The sequence below is a fragment of the Micromonospora sp. NPDC047740 genome (assembly GCF_043204735.1).
Taxonomy (GTDB): Bacteria; Actinomycetota; Actinomycetes; order Mycobacteriales; family Micromonosporaceae; genus Micromonospora.
Genome location: NZ_JBIDCT010000008.1, coordinates 279,023 through 295,944 on the forward strand (window position 1 = coordinate 279,023; position 16,922 = coordinate 295,944).

A 16,922-nucleotide genomic window follows, 5' to 3' on the forward strand; every position below is an offset into this window, starting at 1 on the left:
CTACCGGGACGGGGTCCGCGCTTGCCCAGCACGCGGTTCGGGCTGGGCCCGGTCATCACCCGGGGCACCCCACCGCGAACTCGACGAGGGTTGCCGGCCAGCAAGCCGGGGCTTGACGCTGGCGCTCGTGACCTGCCCGGCAGCATACCGGGCCCGATGCGGCCGGACCAGAGGGCCACGGGTGACTACGCTGACCGCATGGCCGACACCCCGCCCGGCGGCGCCCTGCCGCCGCCGCCGTCCGCGCCCGCCCTCCCGCCGCCGGGGTCGTCGACCCCCCGGATGCCGCTGCGCCGGCTCGGCTGGCGGCGGATCCTGGCGCTCGCCGCGGTGGTGCTGCTGATCGCCGCCGGCGCGGTGTTCATGGTCTTCACCCTCGGCGAGAGCCTGGGCGCCGAGGCCCTGCTGGTCGGCGTCGTCGCGGCGATCCTGCCGGTGCCGGTGCTGGTCTCCTGCTTCCTCTGGCTGGACCGGTACGAGCCGGAGCCGCTGAAGTATCTGATCTTCTGCTTCGCCTGGGGCGCGTTCGTCTCCACCGCCATCTCGCTGCTGGTCAACGAGACCGGCGCCCGGCTGTTCAAGGACTGGGGACTGCCCGAGGCGCTGACCGCGGTGCTGGTCGCCCCGTTCATCGAGGAGTTGACCAAGGCGGCCGGGCCGATCCTGCTGCTGATCTTCCGCCGCCGGGAGTTCTCCGGGATCACCGACGCGCTGGTCTACTGCGGGCTCTCCGCGATCGGCTTCGCCATGGTGGAGAACATCCTCTACCTGGGCGGATACGGCTACCGTACCGGCGTCGAGGAGTACGGACCGGCCACCGGCGCGCAGCAGGTCATCGCCATCTTCATCGTGCGGATCCTGCTCTTCGGCTTCGCCCACCCGCTGTTCACCTCGATGACCGGGGTGGGGCTGGGCGTCGCCGCCCGCACCGCCGACCGGCGGATCCGCGTCCTCGCCCCGATCGCCGGCCTGCTGCTGGCGATGATGCTGCACGGCACCTGGAACCTGCTGCCGTCGCTGGCCGTCGCCACCGGGCAGCCGATCATCGTGCTGTACGGCTACATCGGCGTGATGGTGCCGATCTTCTTCGGCATGGTCGGGTTGGCGGTCTGGCTGCGCGCCTGGGAGGGGCGGCTCACCGAGCGGACCCTGCCGGACTACGTCCGGGCCGGCTGGCTCACCCCGCCCGAGGTGGCGGCGCTGGGCAGCCTCGGGCGGCGGCACGCCGCGCGTACCTGGGCCCGGCGGGTGGCCGGCGACGGCGGGTTGAAGGCGATGCGGGGCTACCAGTTCGCCGCCACCCGGCTGGCGCTGCTGCGTGACGGGATGCGCCGCGGGCTGGACCGGAAGCCGGCCGAACGGGAGCGGACCCTACGGGAGGAACGGGAGCTGCTGGACGCGATCACCGCGTACCGGTCGTTCTTCGTGGGGCGGGATCCGCAGGCCCCGGTCGGCGTCTGGGACGGGCAGCACTACCACCTGCGGTTCCCGGACGGCTCGCAGCGGCCGGTGGCGGCTCCGGACGAGCCGGTGGTGCCGATCCCGGTGGTGCTGGCCCCGCCCCCGGCCCAGCCGTCCCCCTACGGCCCGCCCGGCTGGTACGGCCACCGACCGGCCGCGCCCTGGCCCCCCGGAGCCTGACGGCCCGCCCGGCTGGTCCGGCACCCGGTCTCCGGTGCCGGCCGCGCCCTGACCCCCGAGGGCCTGACGGTGGCGGGACAGCGGCGAGGTCAGGCCATCAGGCCGCTGAGGAAGTCGCCGAGGCCCTGGGCGATGGCCATCAGGAGGGCGCCGATCGACTTGAACAGCTGCGCCGCGCCGTCCGGCCGGAACGCCATGAAGAAGATCAGGAAGCCGACCGCTCCCACGATCAGCAGCTTCTTCACGAATACCGGCATGGTCCCTCCCCAGGGCGCTGGTGCTTGCCTGGCTTCCCAGGGGGAAGCGGCGCAAACGGCACCCCGGGGCGGGCGGCTACAGGTAGAGGCCGGTCGAACCGGTCGACTCGTTCTCCACCCGCTCGGCGGCGACGGCGTGCACGTCCCGCTCGCGCAGCAGCACGTACGCCCGCCCGTGCAACTCGACCTCGGAGCGGTCGTCGGGGTCGAAGAGCACCCGGTCGCCGGCGACGATGGAGCGCACGTTCGGGCCCACCCCCACGGCGACAGCCCAGGCCAGCCGCTTGCCCACGGCCGCGGTGGCCGGGATCACGATGCCGGCGGTGGACCGGCGTTCACCCTCGCCGCCCTCGGTACGCACCAGCACGCGGTCGTGCAGCAGACGGATCGGCAGGCCGGAGTCGAGGTTCTGGTCGACGGTCACGCGAAGACGCTACCGCGTGCCCCGTGGTCGACCGTCGGCGTGGTTGATTGGCGCGGGACAGGGGCAATGTGTGGCGAACTCGCCCTAGGGTGGGGCGGACGGACGTATCCTGTCCGCCCTGTGTCGTGGGCGGACCAGAATTGCGGGAGGTGCGCTTGAGCCGCTTCGAGCGGATGCGCAGACGGCTCCGCCGTGCGTACGAGTCCGGCCGCCAGTCGGCGCGGGCCGACCGGATCGACCCTGACGACGCGCCGGGGGAGTCGGCGGCGCCCTCGCCGTCCACGCCGGGCCCGGCCGCCCCCGCCAGCGCCCCGACGGCCGGGGTGGCCCCTCCGGCGGCCCTGCACAACTCGACCACCAGCCGGGACGACGCGGACGTGCCGCACGCCCTGCGGATCGCCGCGGCCTGGTCCTGGCGGTTGATCGTGATCGGCCTCGTGGCCTGGGCGCTGCTCAAGATCGTCGGCACGATCCGCATCGTGATCATTCCGCTGGCGATCGCGCTGCTGCTCTCCGCGCTGCTCGCCCCGGCGGTCGGCTGGCTGCTCAAGGCCCGCTTCCCGCGGTCGCTGGCGACCGGGGTGGTGCTCGTCGGCGGCCTGGCCGCGGTGGTCGGCACGCTGACCCTGGTGGTGAACGAGTTCATCGCCGGCGTGCCGGAGCTGAGCGACAAGTCGTCGCAGGGCGTGCGGCAGATCCAGAGCTGGCTCAAGACCGGCCCGCTGCACGTGTCCGACAGCCAGATCAACCACTACATCGACGAGGCGCAGAAGTGGATCAGCGGCAACTCCAAGACGTTCACCACTAGCGCCCTCTCCACCGCCGCCACCCTGGCCGAGGTGCTCACGGGCACCATCCTGGTGCTCTTCGCGACCTTCTTCTTCCTCCGCGACGGCAACAAGATCTGGCGGTTCCTGGTCCGGCTGCTGCCGGTGGCCGCCCGGTGGAAGGTCGACGACGCCGGCCGGGCCTCCTGGGCGACGCTGGGCGCGTATGTCCGGGCCACCGTGCTGGTCGCCTTCATCGACGCGGTCGGCATCGGGATCTTCCTGGTGATCTTCAACATCCCGTTCGCGTTCCCGCTGGCCGCGCTGGTCTTCCTGGGGGCGTTCATCCCGATAGTCGGAGCCGCGCTCTCCGGCGGGGTGGCCGTGCTGGTGGCGCTGGTCGACAGCGGCCCGGTCACCGCGCTGATCATCCTGGGCGCGGTCATCGGCGTGCAGCAACTGGAGGGGCACGTGCTCCAGCCGCTGATCATGGGTCGGGCGGTGGCCATCCACCCGCTCGCGGTGATCATCGGGATCGCCGCCGGGGTGGTTCTCGCCGGCATCGCCGGCGCGCTCGTCGCGGTGCCGCTGATCGCGGTGCTCAACACCGCGATCCGTCGGCTCGCCGCCCGGACGGTCCCGGACACCCCACCGGACGCCGTGGTGGTCGCCTCCCAGGCCCCCTGACGCGCGTCCCCCGGCTCGATCCACTCCGGGTGCGGCCGGCGCGCGGACCGTCGGAACCGCGCCGGCCGCACCCGGAGTGGCGTCAACGCCGGGCGGGGGTCAGGACTTGCCGAGGCGCTCCAGCGCGCCCCGGGCCACGTCCGGGCGGGTGGTGTACCAGAACGGCGGCAGCGAGCGCCGCAGGAACGGGCCGTAGCCGCGGGCCGTCTCCAGCCGGGAGTCGAGCACCGCCACCACCCCGCGGTCGCCGGTCGCCCGGATCAGCCGGCCGACGCCCTGGGCCAGCCGGACCGCCGCGATCGGCACGCTGACCGCCGCGAAGCCGGAGCCGCCGCCGGCGTCCACCGCCGCCGCGCGGGCGGCGGCGAGCGGCTCGTCCGGCCGGGGGAAGGGCAGCCGGTCGATCACCACCAGTTGGCAGGCGTCACCCGGCACGTCCACCCCCTGCCAGAGCGACATCACCCCGAACAGGCAGCTCTCCCGCTCCTCCCGGAACCGGCGGACCAGCAGCGGCAACGCCTCCTCGCCCTGGAGCAGCACGGGCAGGTCGGTCCGCGCGCGGAGCAACTCCGCCGCCTGCTGCGCGGCCCGCCGCGAGGAGAAGAGCCCGAGGGTACGCCCACCGAGCGCGCCGACCAGCGCCAGTAGTTCCTCGCCGGCCGCCTCGGGCAGCCCGGAGACGCTGGGCCGGGGCAGGTGCGCGGCGACGTACAGGATGCCCTGTCGGGCGTAGTCGAACGGCGAGCCGACGTCGAGCGAGCGCCAGCCGGGCCCCTCGGTGGCCGGCACCGTCCCGACCGCGGCCCGGCTCCCCGGAGTGCTCGCCACCGGCCCGGTGGCGGCGCCGGTGCGGCCGGCAGCGGCCGCGCTGGCCAGCGCGGCGGCGGCCGGGGAGGGCGGGGCGGGCGGCGGCGCCTCCAGCCCCAGCGCCCGGGCCACCGTGTCGAACCGGCCGCCCAGCGCCAGCGTCGCCGAGGTGGCGACCACGGTGCGCTCGTCGTACAGGTGGGTGGCGAGCGTGCCGGCGACCGAGAGCGGCGCGACCACCAGTGCCCGCCGGCTGCCGTTTTCCGGCTTCTCCACCCAGGCGACGTCGTGGTCGGCCTCCTCCAGCAGCCGCTGCGCGGTGGTGGAGAGCTCGTCCAGCACCGCCTTGGCCTGCTGCTTGCGGACCGGGTCCGGGTCGTCGGCCTTGATCTCGCCGATCGCCTCCAGCGCAGCCCGGGTCGCCGCGTCGAGCAGCGTGCACGCCTCCCGGAGGGGCGGCGGCAGGCCAGCGGTGAGCCGCCCGGCCGGCGCCTCGGCCAGCCCCACCGCGAGGGCGTCGCCCGCCTCGGTGAGCCGCTCGGCGACCTCCGGGCGGAGCAGTGGCCGGGCCCGGCGGGCGGACCGGTCGATCAGTTCCGGGACCAGCTCCGCCTGGGCGGCGGACGACACCCGGTCGGCCAGCTCGTGTGCCTCGTCGACGACCAGCAGCTTGTGCGGCGGCACGATGTGCCGGCCGGCCAGCATGTCGACGGCGAGCAGGCTGTGGTTGGTCACCACGATGTCCGCCTCGCGGGCCCGGACCCGCGAGGCCTCGGCGAAGCACTCCTGGCCGAACGGGCAGCGGGTGGCGCCCACGCACTCCCGGGCCGGCATCGAGACCGACCGCCACACCTGGTCGTCGACGCCCGGGTCGAGCTCGTCCCGGTCGCCGGTGGCGGTCTCCTCCGCCCAGTCGCGCAACCGCTGCATCTGCTTGCCGAGCCGGCCCGCCTCGCCGAGCCACTTGGTGCCCCCGCCAGGCCGGGGCGTGTCGAAGAGGGTGTCTTCCGGCTCCTCCTCGACCGAGTTGTCCAGCCGAGCCAGGCAGAGATAGTGGTGCCGACCCTTCAACACCGCGAAGGTGGGGCGGCGGCCGAGCAGCGGCTCCACCGCGTCGGCCAGCCGGGGCAGGTCATGGTCGACCAGCTGGGACTGCAACGCCAGGGTGGCGGTGGAGACCACCACCGGGCCGTCCACGGCCAGCGCCGGGGCCAGGTACGCCAGCGACTTGCCGGTGCCCGTGCCGGCCTGCACCAGCAGGTGCTCGCCGGAGGCGATGCTCCGCTCGATCGCCTCGGCCATCTGCTGCTGACCAGGCCGGGTCGCGCCCCCGGGGACCGCGCCGACCGCGGCGGCCAGCAGCTCGCCGCCGCCGGGCCGGGTGCCCCGACGTTGCTTTCTGACGGCGGGACCGGTGGCGGCAGGGGGCGGGGTCACCGTGCGACCGTACCCGCCGCCGCCGACAGCGGTCCCGCCCATCCGCCGCGTGGCGCGATCCGGCCGGGTCGCGTCCGGTTACCTGCCGATCGCGTCGCGTGGCCGGAATCGGTTAGGGTGCCAGTCATGCCGAGCGACGTGGTCCGCGTGATCTACCGCAAGTACGACGGCAGCGCCCACCGCGACTACCCCGCCCGCCGGCTCGCCGAGGACGACCTCGGCGTCTGGCTCGGCGTACCGGCCGGCACCGGATCGGTCTACCACGGCCGGCCCTCGGTCGAGCAGATCCCGTTCGTCCTGCTGGTGCCCCGGCACGCCTGGTGGACCGGGATGTTCAACCCGCCGCCGCGGACCAGCGAGGTCTACTGCGACATCGCCACCCCGGCCCGCTGGGAGGGCGACGAGACGGTCAACCTGATCGATCTCGACCTGGATGTGGTGCGCCGCCGCGAGACCGGCGTGGTCGAGCTGCGCGACGAGGACGAGTTCGCCGAGCACCGGGAGCGGTTCGGCTATCCGGACGACCTGGTCGTCGAGGCCGAGGCGGCCGCCCGCTGGCTGTTCGGCGCGCTCGGGGACGGCACCGAGCCGTTCGCCACGTCGTACCGGAAGTGGCTGGCCCTGGTGGTCTGAGCCGGCTCACGAGTGCGGCGGCCAGCCGGTCTGCGCCCCCACCGCCGGCAGCTGGGCCACCTTCTCCGGATTGAGCTGGTTGAACACACCCGTGATCCGGCCGTCGTGCACCGCGAACGAGGTGACCACGCGGATCGGCCGCCCGTCCCGGAACACCGTCTCCGCCTGCCAGCCGAGCGCGCCGTCGACCAACACGGGTCGGGCGAGGACGCGGTCGCCGTAGCGGCTCGCCTGGCCGAAGAGCCCGAGGACGAACCGAGCCACCGCCTCGGCGCCGACCACCGGCCGGCGGGCCGCCGGGAAGTGCCCGCCGCTGTCGCCGATCAACACCACGTCCGGGGCGAGCACCTGGACCAGCCGCTCCAGCTCGCCGGACTCCGCTGCGGCGATGAACGCGGCGAGCACCCGCTGCTGCTCGGCGAGGTCGGCGGTGTGCCGGGGGACATCCGGCGCGGTCACCGCCCGGCGGGCCCGGGAGGCGAGCTGCCGAGCCGCGACGGTCGTGGTGCCGAGCACGTCCGCGACCGTGGCGAACGGCACGGCGAAGACGTCGTGCAGCACGAACGCCACCCGCTGCTCCGGGCTCAGCCGCTCCAGCACCACCAGCAGGGCGGTGCCGAGCTGGTCGGCGCGGACCGCCCGCTCGGCCGGGTCGGGAGCGAAACCGTCCGCCGCGGGCACGTCGGTCACCACCGGCTCCGGCAGCCACTGACCGGGGTACGCCTCCCGGCGTACCCGGGCGGAACGGAGCACGTCCAGGCAGATCCGCGAGCAGGTGGTGGTCAGCCAGCCGCGCAGCTCGCGGATCTGGGCGCGGGCGGCCGGATCGGCGAACGCGCCCGCGTACCGCAGCCAGGTCTCCTGGACGGCGTCCTCGGCCTCGCTCCGGCTGCCCAGCATCCGGTGGGCGACCGCCATGAGATGGCCGCGCTCCGCCTCGAACTCCGCCGCGAACTCCGCCGCCAGGTCCGTCACGGCCGCTCCCTCCCGTCGGAGACCACATTCTCCCCATACCTCTGGACGACCCACCGCCCCGAAACGTGACACGTTCGCTGTCCCGCCGCGCCCCGCCCTGCCCACGGCCAAGATCCGCGCACTTCACGTGCCCTCCGCAGCGTTGGGTGCCAGGCCGGTCAGCCACCCAGCAAGATCCGCACTAGGTCACGGAAGATGCTGCCTCCGGCGCGCCGGAAGCACCTCTTTCCCTGAAACTGTGTAGATCTTGGCGCGGGGCGCGGGGCGCGGGGCGCTCGGGAGGCGGGGATGGGTGAGGTGGGTGAAGATCGGGGGATGAGCGGAGTCGATGAGGTGGTGCGGCCCGTGGGCGGCCCGATGCGGGAGCTGCTGCGGGTGGCGCCGGGTGGCCCGGCCGTGGACCTCGCGGGCATCGATCCCCGGTCGACGCCGGGGCTGCCCCCGGTGGCGGGGAGCGGGCGCGGGCCCAAGGAGTGGGCCCGTAGGCAGGTCGAGTTGCTCGGTGTGGCGCTCGGCCGCCAGCAGGAGATGCTGTACGCCGAGGCGAAGGGCGCCGCCGGTCCGGAGGCGCCGACCAGCGCCCCGGCCCAGGCCGGCGCCCACCTGGCTGGGGGCCGCCCGCGCCGGGTGCTGCTGGTGCTCCAAGCCATGGACTGCGGCGGCAAGGACGGCACGATCAAGCGGGTGGCCGGCGCGATGAACCCGCTCGGCCTGCACATCCGCTCGTTCGGCCCGCCCACCGAGGAGGAGTCGCGGCACGACTTCCTGTGGCGGATCCGGCGGGCCCTGCCGCCGCCCGGCTACGTCGGGATCTTCAACCGTTCCCACTACGAGGACGTGCTGATCGCCCGGGTCGAGTCGCTGGTCGACGAGGCAACCTGGCGGGGGCGCTACGACGCGATCAACGCCTTCGAGCGGGAGTTGACCGACGACTCGGTCACCCTGGTGAAGGTGATGCTGCACATCTCGTATGCCGAGCAGGGCGAGCGGCTGATGGAGCGGCTCACCGACCCGACGAAGTACTGGAAGTACAACCCGAGCGATCTTGACACCCGGGCCCGCTGGGACGACTACCAGGCCGCGTACGCCGAGGCGCTGCAGCGGTGCGGCACGGACGCCGCGCCCTGGTTCGTGGTGCCGGCGGACCGGAAGTGGTACCGCGACTGGGCGGTGGCCCACCTGCTCCGGGAGACGTTCGACGCGTTGGATCTGGGGTATCCGCCCGCCGACTTCGACGTCCAGCGGGAGCGCGACCGGTTGCGGGGTGAGGGCCCGAGAAGGTCAAGGTGAACGGAAGGTGAACGAGCGGTAAATCACCCCTGACCAGGGGTGGGCCGAAGGATGCCCCGTTACTCCGGGTACCTAGCATGCGCAGAGCGGACGCCCTTTCGGGGCGACGGCCACCCTTCCACCGACACGACGAGGTCCGTGCTGTGAAGTTTTCCTTCCGTCCCACCGAGGGCGCCTTCTACGAGCTCTTCACCAGGGCCGCGCAGAACCTGGTGCGGGGTACCGAGCTCCTGAACGAGTTGGCGCTGCCCGGAGTTGACGTGCAGTCGGTCAGCGAGCGGCTGACCGAGGTCGAGCACGACAGCGACCAGATCACCCACGAGCTGTTCAAGAAGATCAACTCCACCTTCATCACCCCGTTCGACCGGGAGGACATCTACCGTCTGGGCTCGCTGCTCGACGACGTGATGGACCACCTGGAGGCGGTCGGCAACCTGCTCTACCTGTACGGCCTGACCAAGCTCCCCGCCCTTCCGCGCGAGCTGCACGAGCTGGTGAACGTGCTGGACCAGCAGGCCAAGCTGACCGCCGACGCCATGCCGCAGCTGCGGTCGATGAAGAACCTCGAGGACTACTGGATCGAGTGCAACCGCCTGGAGAACGACGGTGACCAGGCGTACCGGATGCTGCTCGTCCGCCTCTTCTCCGGCGAGTACGACGCGCTGACGGTGCTGAAGATGAAGGAGGTGGCCGACGAGCTGGAGGCCGCCTGCGACGCCTTCGAGCACGTGGCCAACACCGTCGAGACCATCGCGGTCAAGGAGTCCTGATCCCGTGACTCCCGAACTCATCGCCGTGCTGGCGGTGATCGTGGTCGCCATGGCGTTCGACTACACGAACGGCTTCCACGACGCGGCCAACGCGATCGCCACCAGCGTCTCCACCCGGGCGCTGACCCCCCGGGTCGCCCTCGCCCTGGCCGCCGTCGGCAACTTCGTCGGCGCGCACTTCGGCGCCGGGGTGGCCAAGACGGTCGGCGACGGCCTGGTCACCCTGCCCACCGGGGTGACCAGCCTCGGGGTGGTCTTCGCCGGCGTGCTCGGCGCGATCGCCTGGAACCTGATCACCTGGTACTTCGGCCTGCCGTCGTCCTCCTCGCACGCCCTCTTCGGCGGCCTGGTCGGCGCCACCCTGTTCGCCGCCGACGGCGTCGTGCAGTGGGGCAACATCATCGACAAGGTCATCATCCCGATGGTGCTCTCGCCGGTGGTCGGCCTGATCCTCGGCTTCCTGGTGATGCTGGCGATCCTCTGGCTCTTCCGGAAGGGCCAGCCGGCCAAGCTGAACCGGGGCTTCCGCTGGGCGCAGACCGCCTCGGCCGCCGCCATGTCGGTCGGGCACGGCATGCAGGACGCCGCCAAGACCATGGGCATCATCGTGCTGGCCCTCTACACGGGCGGCTACCAGTCCGACAAGACCCACATCCCGCAGTGGGTGTTCTGGACCTCGGCAGCCATGCTGGCGGCCGGCACCTACGCGGGTGGCTGGCGGATCATCCGTACCCTCGGCCGCAAGATCATCGACCTGGGTCCGCCGGAGGGCTTCGCCGCCGAGACGGTGGCCAGCGCCGTGCTCTACTTCAACGCCCTGGTGCTGAAGGCCCCGATCTCCACCACCCACACGATCACCTCGGCGATCATGGGTGTGGGCGCGACCAAGCGGCTCTCCGCGGTCCGCTGGAACGTGGCCGGCAACATCGTGATCGCCTGGATCATCACGTTCCCGGCTTCGGCGGCCATCGCCTGCCTGGCGTATCTGCTGGTCCGCCCGCTGTTCTGAGGCTGACGTGGGGAGGGCTCCCGGCCACCGGGCCGGGGGCCCTCACGCGTAGGCGACGCCGATCCGGGCCCGGATGTCGTCCAGCAGGGCCATCACCTCCAGAGTGGCGGCGTGCGGCACCAGCGGGCTCTCGATCAGCCCGGCGGCCAGGCAGCGCTGCACCTCGACGGCCTCGTGCTGGTAGCCGCCGCCGGTCAGGTCCGCCGGGACGGTCTCCGGCTCGGCGCCGGGCCGGTGCAGCACCGCCGCGCCCGGCCGGTAGAACGGCTCGGGCAGGTCGATCCGGCCGGTGGTGCCGGTGATCGACGCGGTGATCGCGGTGGCGCCGATCATTCCGCAGCTCAGCGTCGCCACGGCGCCGCTGTCCCAGCCGAGCACCAGGCCGGTGTTCTCGTCCACTCCCTCGGGGCTCAGCTTCGCCCAGGCGTGCACGTGCTGCGGCACGCCGAGCAGCAGGTGGGCCAGGCTCACCGGATAGACCCCCAGGTCGAGCAGGGCGCCACCGCCCAGCGTCCGGGCCCGCATCCGGTGCTCCGGCGGGAACGGCCCGGCCAGGCCGAAGTCCGCCCGTACGTGGGTCACCTCGCCGATCGCCCCATCGGCGATCAGCTCAACCACCCGCAGGATCATCGGATTACATCGCATCCACATGGCCTCCATGAGGAAGCGGCCGTGGGCGCGGGCCGTCTCGACCAGCTCGGTGCTGGTCGCCAGGTCGAGGGTGCACGGCTTCTCCACCAGCACGGCCTTGTCGCCGGCCAGGCAGGTCATGGCCGCCTCGTGGTGGGCGGCGTGCGGGGTGGCCACGTAGATGGCGTCCAGGTCCGGGTCCGCGGCCAGCTCCGCCCAGGAGGCGTACGCCCGGGGCACGCCGTGCCGGGCCGCGAAGAGTTCGGCGCTCTCCCGGGTACGCGAGCCGACCGCCACCAGCTCCGCCCCCGGCACCAGCCGCAGGTCCTCGGCGAAGCGGCCGGCGATCTGTCCGGTGGCCAGGATTCCCCAACGCGTCATGGCGGCACGCTATCCTGCTCTCCCGCGCCGCCGGAGAATCGATCCATTGGTCGGGAACTAGGCTCGCAGGATGACCAGCCACGGTTTCGCCGCACCTCCCGCCCTGGTGGAGCACGCCCGCCGGTTCCGCGCCGAGGGCGGCGTGCCGGCCGTGCCCCGGGTCGCGGCCACCGTGCTGCTGCTCCGCCCGGCCGGCCCCGACTTCGAGGTGTACGTCATCCGCCGGGTCGCCGCGATGGCCTTCGGCGGGGTGTACGCGTTCCCCGGTGGCGGGGTGGACCGCTCCGACTCGCAGGCGCACCTGGACTGGGCCGGCCCTGAGCCGGCCGAGTGGGGTGGCCGGCTCGGCCTTGCCGCGGACGCCGCCCAGGCGGTCGTCTGCGCCGCCGCCCGGGAGGTCTTCGAGGAGGCCGGCGTGCTGCTGGCCGGGCCGGACGCGGCGACTGTGGTGGGCGACGTGAGCGGGGACGACTGGGAGGCCGCCCGGCAGGACCTGGTGTCCCGCCGGACCGGCTTCGCCGACCTGCTGGCCGGCCGCCGGCTCACCCTCCGGTCCGACCTGCTGCTGCCGTGGAGCCGCTGGATCACGCCGGAGTTCGAGCCGCGCCGCTTCGACACGTACTTCTTTCTGGCCCTGCTGCCGGCGGGGCAGCGGACCCGGGACGTCTCCGGTGAGGCCGACCACACCCTGTGGATCCGCCCGGCGGAGGCCGTGGCCCGGGCGGAGGCCGGCGAGCTGACCATGCTCCCGCCCACCCTGGTCACCCTGGCCGAGGTCGCCGCCGCCGGAGACCTGGCCGGCGTGGCCCGGGCCGCCGCGACCCGCGACGCAGCCACGCCGGTGACCCCCCGCCTCGACCTCCCCGAGGCCGGCGAGCCCCGCTTCCTCCTCGACTGACCCGGGTACGCCGAGGGGTGCCGGTCGAGGTCGACCGACTCCCCTCGCGGGCCGGGATCAGCGGCTCAGCCGAAGCGGCCGGTGATGTAGTCCTCGGTCTTCTTCACGCTCGGGTTGCTGAAGATCTTCTGGGTGTTGTCGTACTCGATCAGCCGGCCCGGGTCGCCGGTCTTCTCGATGGAGAAGAAGGCGGTCCGGTCCGACACCCGGGCGGCCTGCTGCATGTTGTGCGTGACGATGATGATGGTGAACTTGTCCTTGAGCTGGAACATCAGGTCCTCGATGGCCAGCGTGGAGATCGGGTCGAGCGCCGAGCAGGGCTCGTCCATCAGCACCACCTGCGGCTCGACGGCGATCGTGCGGGCGATGCAGAGCCGCTGCTGCTGACCGCCGGAGAGGCCGGCGCCCGGCTTGCCGAGCCGGTCCTTCACCTCGTCCCAGAGGTTCGCCGACCGGAGCGCCTTCTCGGCCGCCTCCTCCAGGATCGACTTCCGCTTCACCCCGTTGAGCCGCAGCCCGGCCACCACGTTCTCGAAGATGCTCATGGTGGGGAACGGGTTGGGCCGCTGGAAGACCATGCCGATCATCCGGCGGACTGCGGTGACGTCGACGTCCGGGTCGTAGATGTCCTGGTTGTCGATGGTCAGGCTGCCCTCGACCCGGGCACCCGGCAGCACCTCGTGCATCCGGTTGATCGACCGGAGGAAGGTGGACTTGCCGCAGCCGGAGGGGCCGATCAGGGCCGTCACCGTCTTCGGTTCGACGGTCAGGTTGATGTTCTCGATCGCCTTGAAGGCGCCGTAGTAGGCGGTGACGTTGGTGGCTTCGATGCGCTTGGCCATGGTGGTGGTACCTCCGGGATTCATCGGCCGAGCCGGTTGCGGCGGGCCAGCAACTTCGCCGCGACGGTCAGGATGAGGACGAGGGCGACCAGGGTCAGCGCTGCGGTCCACGCCCGCGCCGGCGAGTACTTCGAGGCCTCGCCGGCCTGCTGGTAGACGAAGAGAGCCAGCGACGACTGGTTGTTCTCGAACGGGTTGAAGTTGATCGCCGCGCCGCCACCGGCGACGAGCAGCACCGGGGCGGTCTCACCGGCGGCCCGCGCGATGGCGAGCATCACACCGGTGACGATGCCCGGCAGTGCCGTCGGCAAAACAACCCGCAGGATGGTCTTCCACTTCGGCACGCCGAGCGCGTACGCGCCCTCGCGCAGCGGAGCCGGGACGAGGCGGAGCATCTCCTCGCTGGAGCGGACCACGGTCGGCAGCATGAGCACGCTCAGCGCCAGCGCGGCGGCGAAGCCGGAGAAGCCCGGCCGCCCGTCGTTGAAGAACGGCGAGACGATCAGCACCCAGAAGGCCAGCACGAACAGGCCGGTGACGATCGACGGGATGCCGGTCATCACGTCCACGAAGAAGCGGATGGTGAAGGCGAACCGGCCCCGGCCGTACTCGACCACGTAGATCGCGCAGAGCACGCCGAGCGGGACGGTGATCAAGGTGGCGATGCCGACCTGCTCCAGCGTCCCGACGATGGCGTGGTAGGCGCCGCCGTTCGCGTCCCGGGCCCCGATGTTGTTCATCGAGGTGAGGAAGAAGTTGCCGTCCAGCCGCTCGGCGCCCTTGCTGACCAGGGTCCAGACCACCGAGGCCAGCGGCAGCACCGCCAGCACGAAGGCGGAGTGGATCAGCGCGCTCCAGGTCCGGTTGCGGGCGGACCGGCGGCCCTCGACCGCGTTCGTGGCGAGGTAGAGGCCGGCCAGGTAGAGCAGCGCGCCGACGACCACCACCAGGACCGGGCCGCCGATGCCGGCGCCGTACACGATCCCGGCGGCGACCAGCAGGGCCACGACGGCGATGGCGGGCGCGGCGTACCGCGGAAGCCGCTTTGCCCGCAGCGTGACCGGCTGGGCCGGGGGCTGCGGGCGGTGGGAGGTGACGGTGGTGGTCATGCGGCCGACTCCGTGAACTCGCGGCGGCGGTAGATGATCGCGCGGGCGGTGATGTTGACGATCAGCGTGATCGCGAAGAGCACCAGGCCGGAGGCGATCAGCGCGCCCCGACCGGTGTCGTTCGCCTCGGCGAACCGGTTCGCGATGTTCGCGGCGATGGAGTTGCCGCCGCTCTGCAGGATGTTGAACGAGATGGCGTACGTCGAGCCGAGGGTCAGCGCCAGGGCGATGGTCTCGCCGAGCGCGCGGCCCAGGCCGAGCATCACCGCGGCGATCACGCCCGGCCGACCGTACGGGAGGACGGCGGTCCGGACCATCTCCCAGCGGGTGGCGCCCAGGGCGAGGGCGGCCTCCTCGTTGGCCGTCGGGGTCTGCCGGAAGACCTCGCGGGAGAGCGAGGTGATGATCGGCAGCACCATGATCGCCAGCACCACCGAGCCGAGCAGGACCGAGCTGCCGTACGGGCCGTCGCCGAAGATCGGGATCCAGCCGAAGTAGCGGTTGAGCCAGGCCGACAGGTCGGCGACCGGCTGGGCGAAGTAGTCCCGGCCCCAGAGCCCGAAGACCACGCTGGGCACGGCGGCCAGCAGGTCGATCAGGAAACCGAGGCTGTTGCCGAGCCGGCGGGGGGCGTAGTGCGAGAGGTAGAGGGCGATGCCCAGCGCGACCGGCACCGCCATGAGCAGCGCGAGCAGCGCGGTGAGCACGGTGCCGAAGGCGAGCGCGCCGATGCCGAACTTCGGCGGGTTGTCGTTCGGGAACCAGCCCTCGAAGGTCCAGAAGGACTCGGTGTTCGCCCGCAGCGCCGGTACGGCCTTGGCGATCAGGAAGATCGCGATCGCCGCGATGACGACCAGGACGGCGGTGCCGGCGGCCAGGGTCAGGCCACGGAACGCCCGTTCCGCGCCGAAGGCCCGCGCCCGGGGCAGCGCCCCGCCGCCGCCCAGGCCGGGTTCGCTGTTACCGGGGATGCCGGAGGTCTCGGCCACACGCGCCGAGGCACCGGCAGGTCCCTCGTGGCTCGTGGCCACGCGGGTCCCGCCGGTGCCGGCGTGCGCCGAGCGGTGAGGGGTATCACCCATCTGCTCGCTCGCTTCGTATCGAGAAGGTGGTGTCGGTCAGCGCGTCAGGCGAGGCTCTTGACCGCGGTCTCGACCTTGGCCCGGACCGAGTCCGGCAGCGGGGCGTAGCCCAGCTCGACCAGGTCCTGCTGGCCCTCGGCGCTGGCCGCGTGGGTCAGCAGGCCCTTGACCAGCGGCAGCTTGTCGGCCGCAAGGCCCTTGCTGCAGACGATCTCGTAGGTCACCAGGACGATCGGGTACGCCCCGGCCTCCTTGGTGTTGTAGTCGATCGACATCTTGAGGTCGTTGCCCTGGCCCTCGATCTTGGCCCCGGCGATGGCCTTGCCGGCCGAGTCGGCGGTGAGCTCGGCCCACTCGCCGGCACCGTTCTGGACCTTGGCCTTCTTCAGGCCGGAGTTCTCGGCGTACGACCACTCGACGTAGCTGATGGTGCCCTCGGTGCTCTTGACCTTGCTGGCCACACCGTCGGACTTGGCCGCGCCGACGCCGCCCGGGGCCTTCCAGGCCTTGGCGTTGCCGAAGGTCCAGTCCGCCTCAGCGGTCTTGGAGAGGTACTTGGTGAAGTTGTCGGTGGTGCCCGACTCGTCGGAGCGGTGTACCGCCTGGATCGCGGTCGACGGCAGCTTGGCGTCCGGGTTGTCGGCCTTGATCGCCGGGTCGTCCCACTTGGTCACCTTGCCGGCGAAGATCTGCGCCAGGGTGGCCGGCTTGAGCTGGAGGTTGTCCACGCCGCCGACGTTGTAGACGATGGCCACCGGGCCGATCACCATCGGCAGGTTGAGGGCCTGGCCGCCGACGCACTTGGCGTCCGCCTGCGGCTGCTCCTCCGGCTTGAGGGCGGAGTCGGACCCGGCGAAGTCGGCGGTGCCGGCGATGAAGGCCTGGATGCCGGCGCCCGAACCGCTGGGCTCGTAGTTGATCGTGGTGCCCGCGCACTTCTGCTGGTACGCCTTGATCCACTCGGCCATCGCGTTCTTCTGCGCGGAGGAACCCTGCGCGTTCAGCGTGCCCGTGGCGCAGTCGGCGGCAGCGGCGGAGCCGGAGGCGGAGGTGCCACTCGGCGCGTTGTTGTCCGAGCCGCAGGCGCTGAGGCCGAGCACCGCGGTAAGTGCGAGGCAGGCGATGGCGCCGTGGCGCTGGAGCTTCACCTGAGGGGTTTCCCTTCACGTCTTTGTCAGGTCGCCCGGTCCGGGAGGCCGGGTGCCGGCGCTGACCGGCTGAAGATGAAGCTAGAAGTGCCAGGTAGACGGTTCGCCGGTCAGAAGTGAACGGAAGATGAACAG

At 72.5% G+C, this 16,922-nt stretch carries 16 protein-coding genes and 1 riboswitch; of the genes, 7 read left to right on the top strand and 9 right to left on the bottom strand.

Going from position 1 to position 16,922, the window contains the following annotated elements; all coding sequences use genetic code 11:
• Window positions 1-12 precede the first annotated feature (12 nt).
• Window positions 13-133: riboswitch (SAM riboswitch) on the bottom strand.
• Window positions 134-156: 23 nt separating this feature from the next.
• Window positions 157-1,641, top strand: a complete 1,485-nt coding sequence (locus ACGF4F_RS17460) for a PrsW family intramembrane metalloprotease (protein ID WP_357443421.1) — start codon at window positions 157-159, stop codon at window positions 1,639-1,641.
• Between the two features lie 89 nt (window positions 1,642-1,730).
• Here the strand turns inward: ACGF4F_RS17460 and ACGF4F_RS17465 are convergent, their stop codons facing one another.
• Complete coding sequence (locus ACGF4F_RS17465) at window positions 1,731-1,898, bottom strand: hypothetical protein (protein WP_357443423.1); 168 nt, start codon at window positions 1,896-1,898, stop codon at window positions 1,731-1,733.
• Window positions 1,899-1,974: 76 nt separating this feature from the next.
• Window positions 1,975-2,322 carry a co-chaperone GroES gene (locus ACGF4F_RS17470; RefSeq protein ID WP_357443425.1) on the bottom strand — a complete coding sequence of 116 codons (348 nt, stop codon included), beginning with the start codon at window positions 2,320-2,322 and terminating at the stop codon, window positions 1,975-1,977.
• Window positions 2,323-2,477: 155 nt separating this feature from the next.
• On the opposite strand from ACGF4F_RS17470, the gene ACGF4F_RS17475 reads away from it, so the two are divergent.
• Window positions 2,478-3,776: an AI-2E family transporter gene (locus tag ACGF4F_RS17475; RefSeq protein ID WP_393078355.1), complete on the top strand. Its 1,299-nt coding sequence runs from the start codon at window positions 2,478-2,480 to the stop codon at window positions 3,774-3,776.
• A gap of 99 nt (window positions 3,777-3,875) precedes the next feature.
• Here the strand turns inward: ACGF4F_RS17475 and ACGF4F_RS17480 are convergent, their stop codons facing one another.
• Entirely contained in the window at window positions 3,876-6,062 is a 2,187-nt protein-coding gene (locus ACGF4F_RS17480) for an ATP-dependent DNA helicase (protein WP_357443427.1), read from the bottom strand.
• A gap of 84 nt (window positions 6,063-6,146) precedes the next feature.
• On the opposite strand from ACGF4F_RS17480, the gene ACGF4F_RS17485 reads away from it, so the two are divergent.
• Window positions 6,147-6,653, top strand: coding sequence for a DUF402 domain-containing protein (locus ACGF4F_RS17485; protein WP_357443429.1), 507 nt, complete (start codon window positions 6,147-6,149; stop codon window positions 6,651-6,653).
• A gap of 6 nt (window positions 6,654-6,659) precedes the next feature.
• Here the strand turns inward: ACGF4F_RS17485 and sigJ are convergent, their stop codons facing one another.
• Complete coding sequence (sigJ, locus tag ACGF4F_RS17490; RefSeq protein ID WP_357443529.1) at window positions 6,660-7,619, bottom strand: RNA polymerase sigma factor SigJ; 960 nt, start codon at window positions 7,617-7,619, stop codon at window positions 6,660-6,662.
• A gap of 324 nt (window positions 7,620-7,943) precedes the next feature.
• Between sigJ and ACGF4F_RS17495 the strand changes: the two genes are divergently transcribed.
• The 3 genes from ACGF4F_RS17495 to ACGF4F_RS17505 all read left to right on the top strand — a co-directional run bounded on the left by ACGF4F_RS17495 (window position 7,944) and on the right by ACGF4F_RS17505 (window position 10,697).
• Window positions 7,944-8,918: a PPK2 family polyphosphate kinase gene (locus tag ACGF4F_RS17495; RefSeq protein ID WP_357443431.1), complete on the top strand. Its 975-nt coding sequence runs from the start codon at window positions 7,944-7,946 to the stop codon at window positions 8,916-8,918.
• A 143-nt stretch (window positions 8,919-9,061) separates the two neighbouring features.
• The gene (locus ACGF4F_RS17500) at window positions 9,062-9,688 is read left to right on the top strand and encodes a DUF47 domain-containing protein (RefSeq protein WP_073837884.1); all 627 of its coding nucleotides are present in this window, start codon (window positions 9,062-9,064) and stop codon (window positions 9,686-9,688) included.
• Between the two features lie 4 nt (window positions 9,689-9,692).
• The gene (locus ACGF4F_RS17505; protein WP_357443433.1) at window positions 9,693-10,697 is read left to right on the top strand and encodes an inorganic phosphate transporter; all 1,005 of its coding nucleotides are present in this window, start codon (window positions 9,693-9,695) and stop codon (window positions 10,695-10,697) included.
• Between the two features lie 42 nt (window positions 10,698-10,739).
• On the opposite strand, the gene ACGF4F_RS17510 is transcribed toward ACGF4F_RS17505, so the two are convergent.
• A complete protein-coding gene (locus tag ACGF4F_RS17510; protein ID WP_393078360.1) occupies window positions 10,740-11,708 on the bottom strand; it encodes a Gfo/Idh/MocA family protein in 969 nt (322 codons plus the stop codon).
• A gap of 70 nt (window positions 11,709-11,778) precedes the next feature.
• Between ACGF4F_RS17510 and ACGF4F_RS17515 the strand changes: the two genes are divergently transcribed.
• Window positions 11,779-12,606, top strand: a complete 828-nt coding sequence (locus ACGF4F_RS17515; protein WP_393078363.1) for an NUDIX hydrolase — start codon at window positions 11,779-11,781, stop codon at window positions 12,604-12,606.
• A 65-nt stretch (window positions 12,607-12,671) separates the two neighbouring features.
• Here ACGF4F_RS17515 and pstB read toward each other — a convergent pair whose 3' ends face one another.
• Genes pstB through pstS form a run of 4 tightly spaced genes read right to left on the bottom strand, consistent with a single transcriptional unit; the run spans window position 12,672 to window position 16,787 of the window.
• A complete protein-coding gene (gene pstB / locus ACGF4F_RS17520; RefSeq protein ID WP_357443439.1) occupies window positions 12,672-13,448 on the bottom strand; it encodes a phosphate ABC transporter ATP-binding protein PstB in 777 nt (258 codons plus the stop codon).
• 20 nt (window positions 13,449-13,468) lie between these two features.
• Complete coding sequence (gene pstA / locus ACGF4F_RS17525; RefSeq protein WP_357443441.1) at window positions 13,469-14,557, bottom strand: phosphate ABC transporter permease PstA; 1,089 nt, start codon at window positions 14,555-14,557, stop codon at window positions 13,469-13,471.
• Entirely contained in the window at window positions 14,554-15,639 is a 1,086-nt protein-coding gene (gene pstC, locus ACGF4F_RS17530) for a phosphate ABC transporter permease subunit PstC (protein ID WP_393078367.1), read from the bottom strand. The genes pstA and pstC overlap by 4 nt, the downstream gene beginning before the upstream one ends.
• Before the next feature lie 44 nt (window positions 15,640-15,683).
• The gene (gene pstS / locus ACGF4F_RS17535) at window positions 15,684-16,787 is read right to left on the bottom strand and encodes a phosphate ABC transporter substrate-binding protein PstS (protein WP_073837890.1); all 1,104 of its coding nucleotides are present in this window, start codon (window positions 16,785-16,787) and stop codon (window positions 15,684-15,686) included.
• Between the last annotated feature and the right edge of the window lie 135 nt (window positions 16,788-16,922).

Bases quoted from the DNA above. Each gene is read 5' to 3' on its own strand.
- ACGF4F_RS17460 (WP_357443421.1), top strand. From the start codon at position 157: ATGCGGCCGGACCAGAGGGCCACGGGTGACTACGCTGACCGCATGGCC.
- ACGF4F_RS17465 (WP_357443423.1), bottom strand. From the start codon at position 1,898: ATGCCGGTATTCGTGAAGAAGCTGCTGATCGTGGGAGCGGTCGGCTTC.
- ACGF4F_RS17480 (WP_357443427.1), bottom strand. From the start codon at position 6,062: ATGGGCGGGACCGCTGTCGGCGGCGGCGGGTACGGTCGCACGGTGACC.
- ACGF4F_RS17485 (WP_357443429.1), top strand. From the start codon at position 6,147: ATGCCGAGCGACGTGGTCCGCGTGATCTACCGCAAGTACGACGGCAGC.
- ACGF4F_RS17495 (WP_357443431.1), top strand. From the start codon at position 7,944: ATGAGCGGAGTCGATGAGGTGGTGCGGCCCGTGGGCGGCCCGATGCGG.
- ACGF4F_RS17510 (WP_393078360.1), bottom strand. From the start codon at position 11,708: ATGACGCGTTGGGGAATCCTGGCCACCGGACAGATCGCCGGCCGCTTC.
- ACGF4F_RS17515 (WP_393078363.1), top strand. From the start codon at position 11,779: ATGACCAGCCACGGTTTCGCCGCACCTCCCGCCCTGGTGGAGCACGCC.
- pstB (WP_357443439.1), bottom strand. From the start codon at position 13,448: ATGGCCAAGCGCATCGAAGCCACCAACGTCACCGCCTACTACGGCGCC.
- pstA (WP_357443441.1), bottom strand. From the start codon at position 14,557: ATGACCACCACCGTCACCTCCCACCGCCCGCAGCCCCCGGCCCAGCCG.
- pstC (WP_393078367.1), bottom strand. From the start codon at position 15,639: ATGGGTGATACCCCTCACCGCTCGGCGCACGCCGGCACCGGCGGGACC.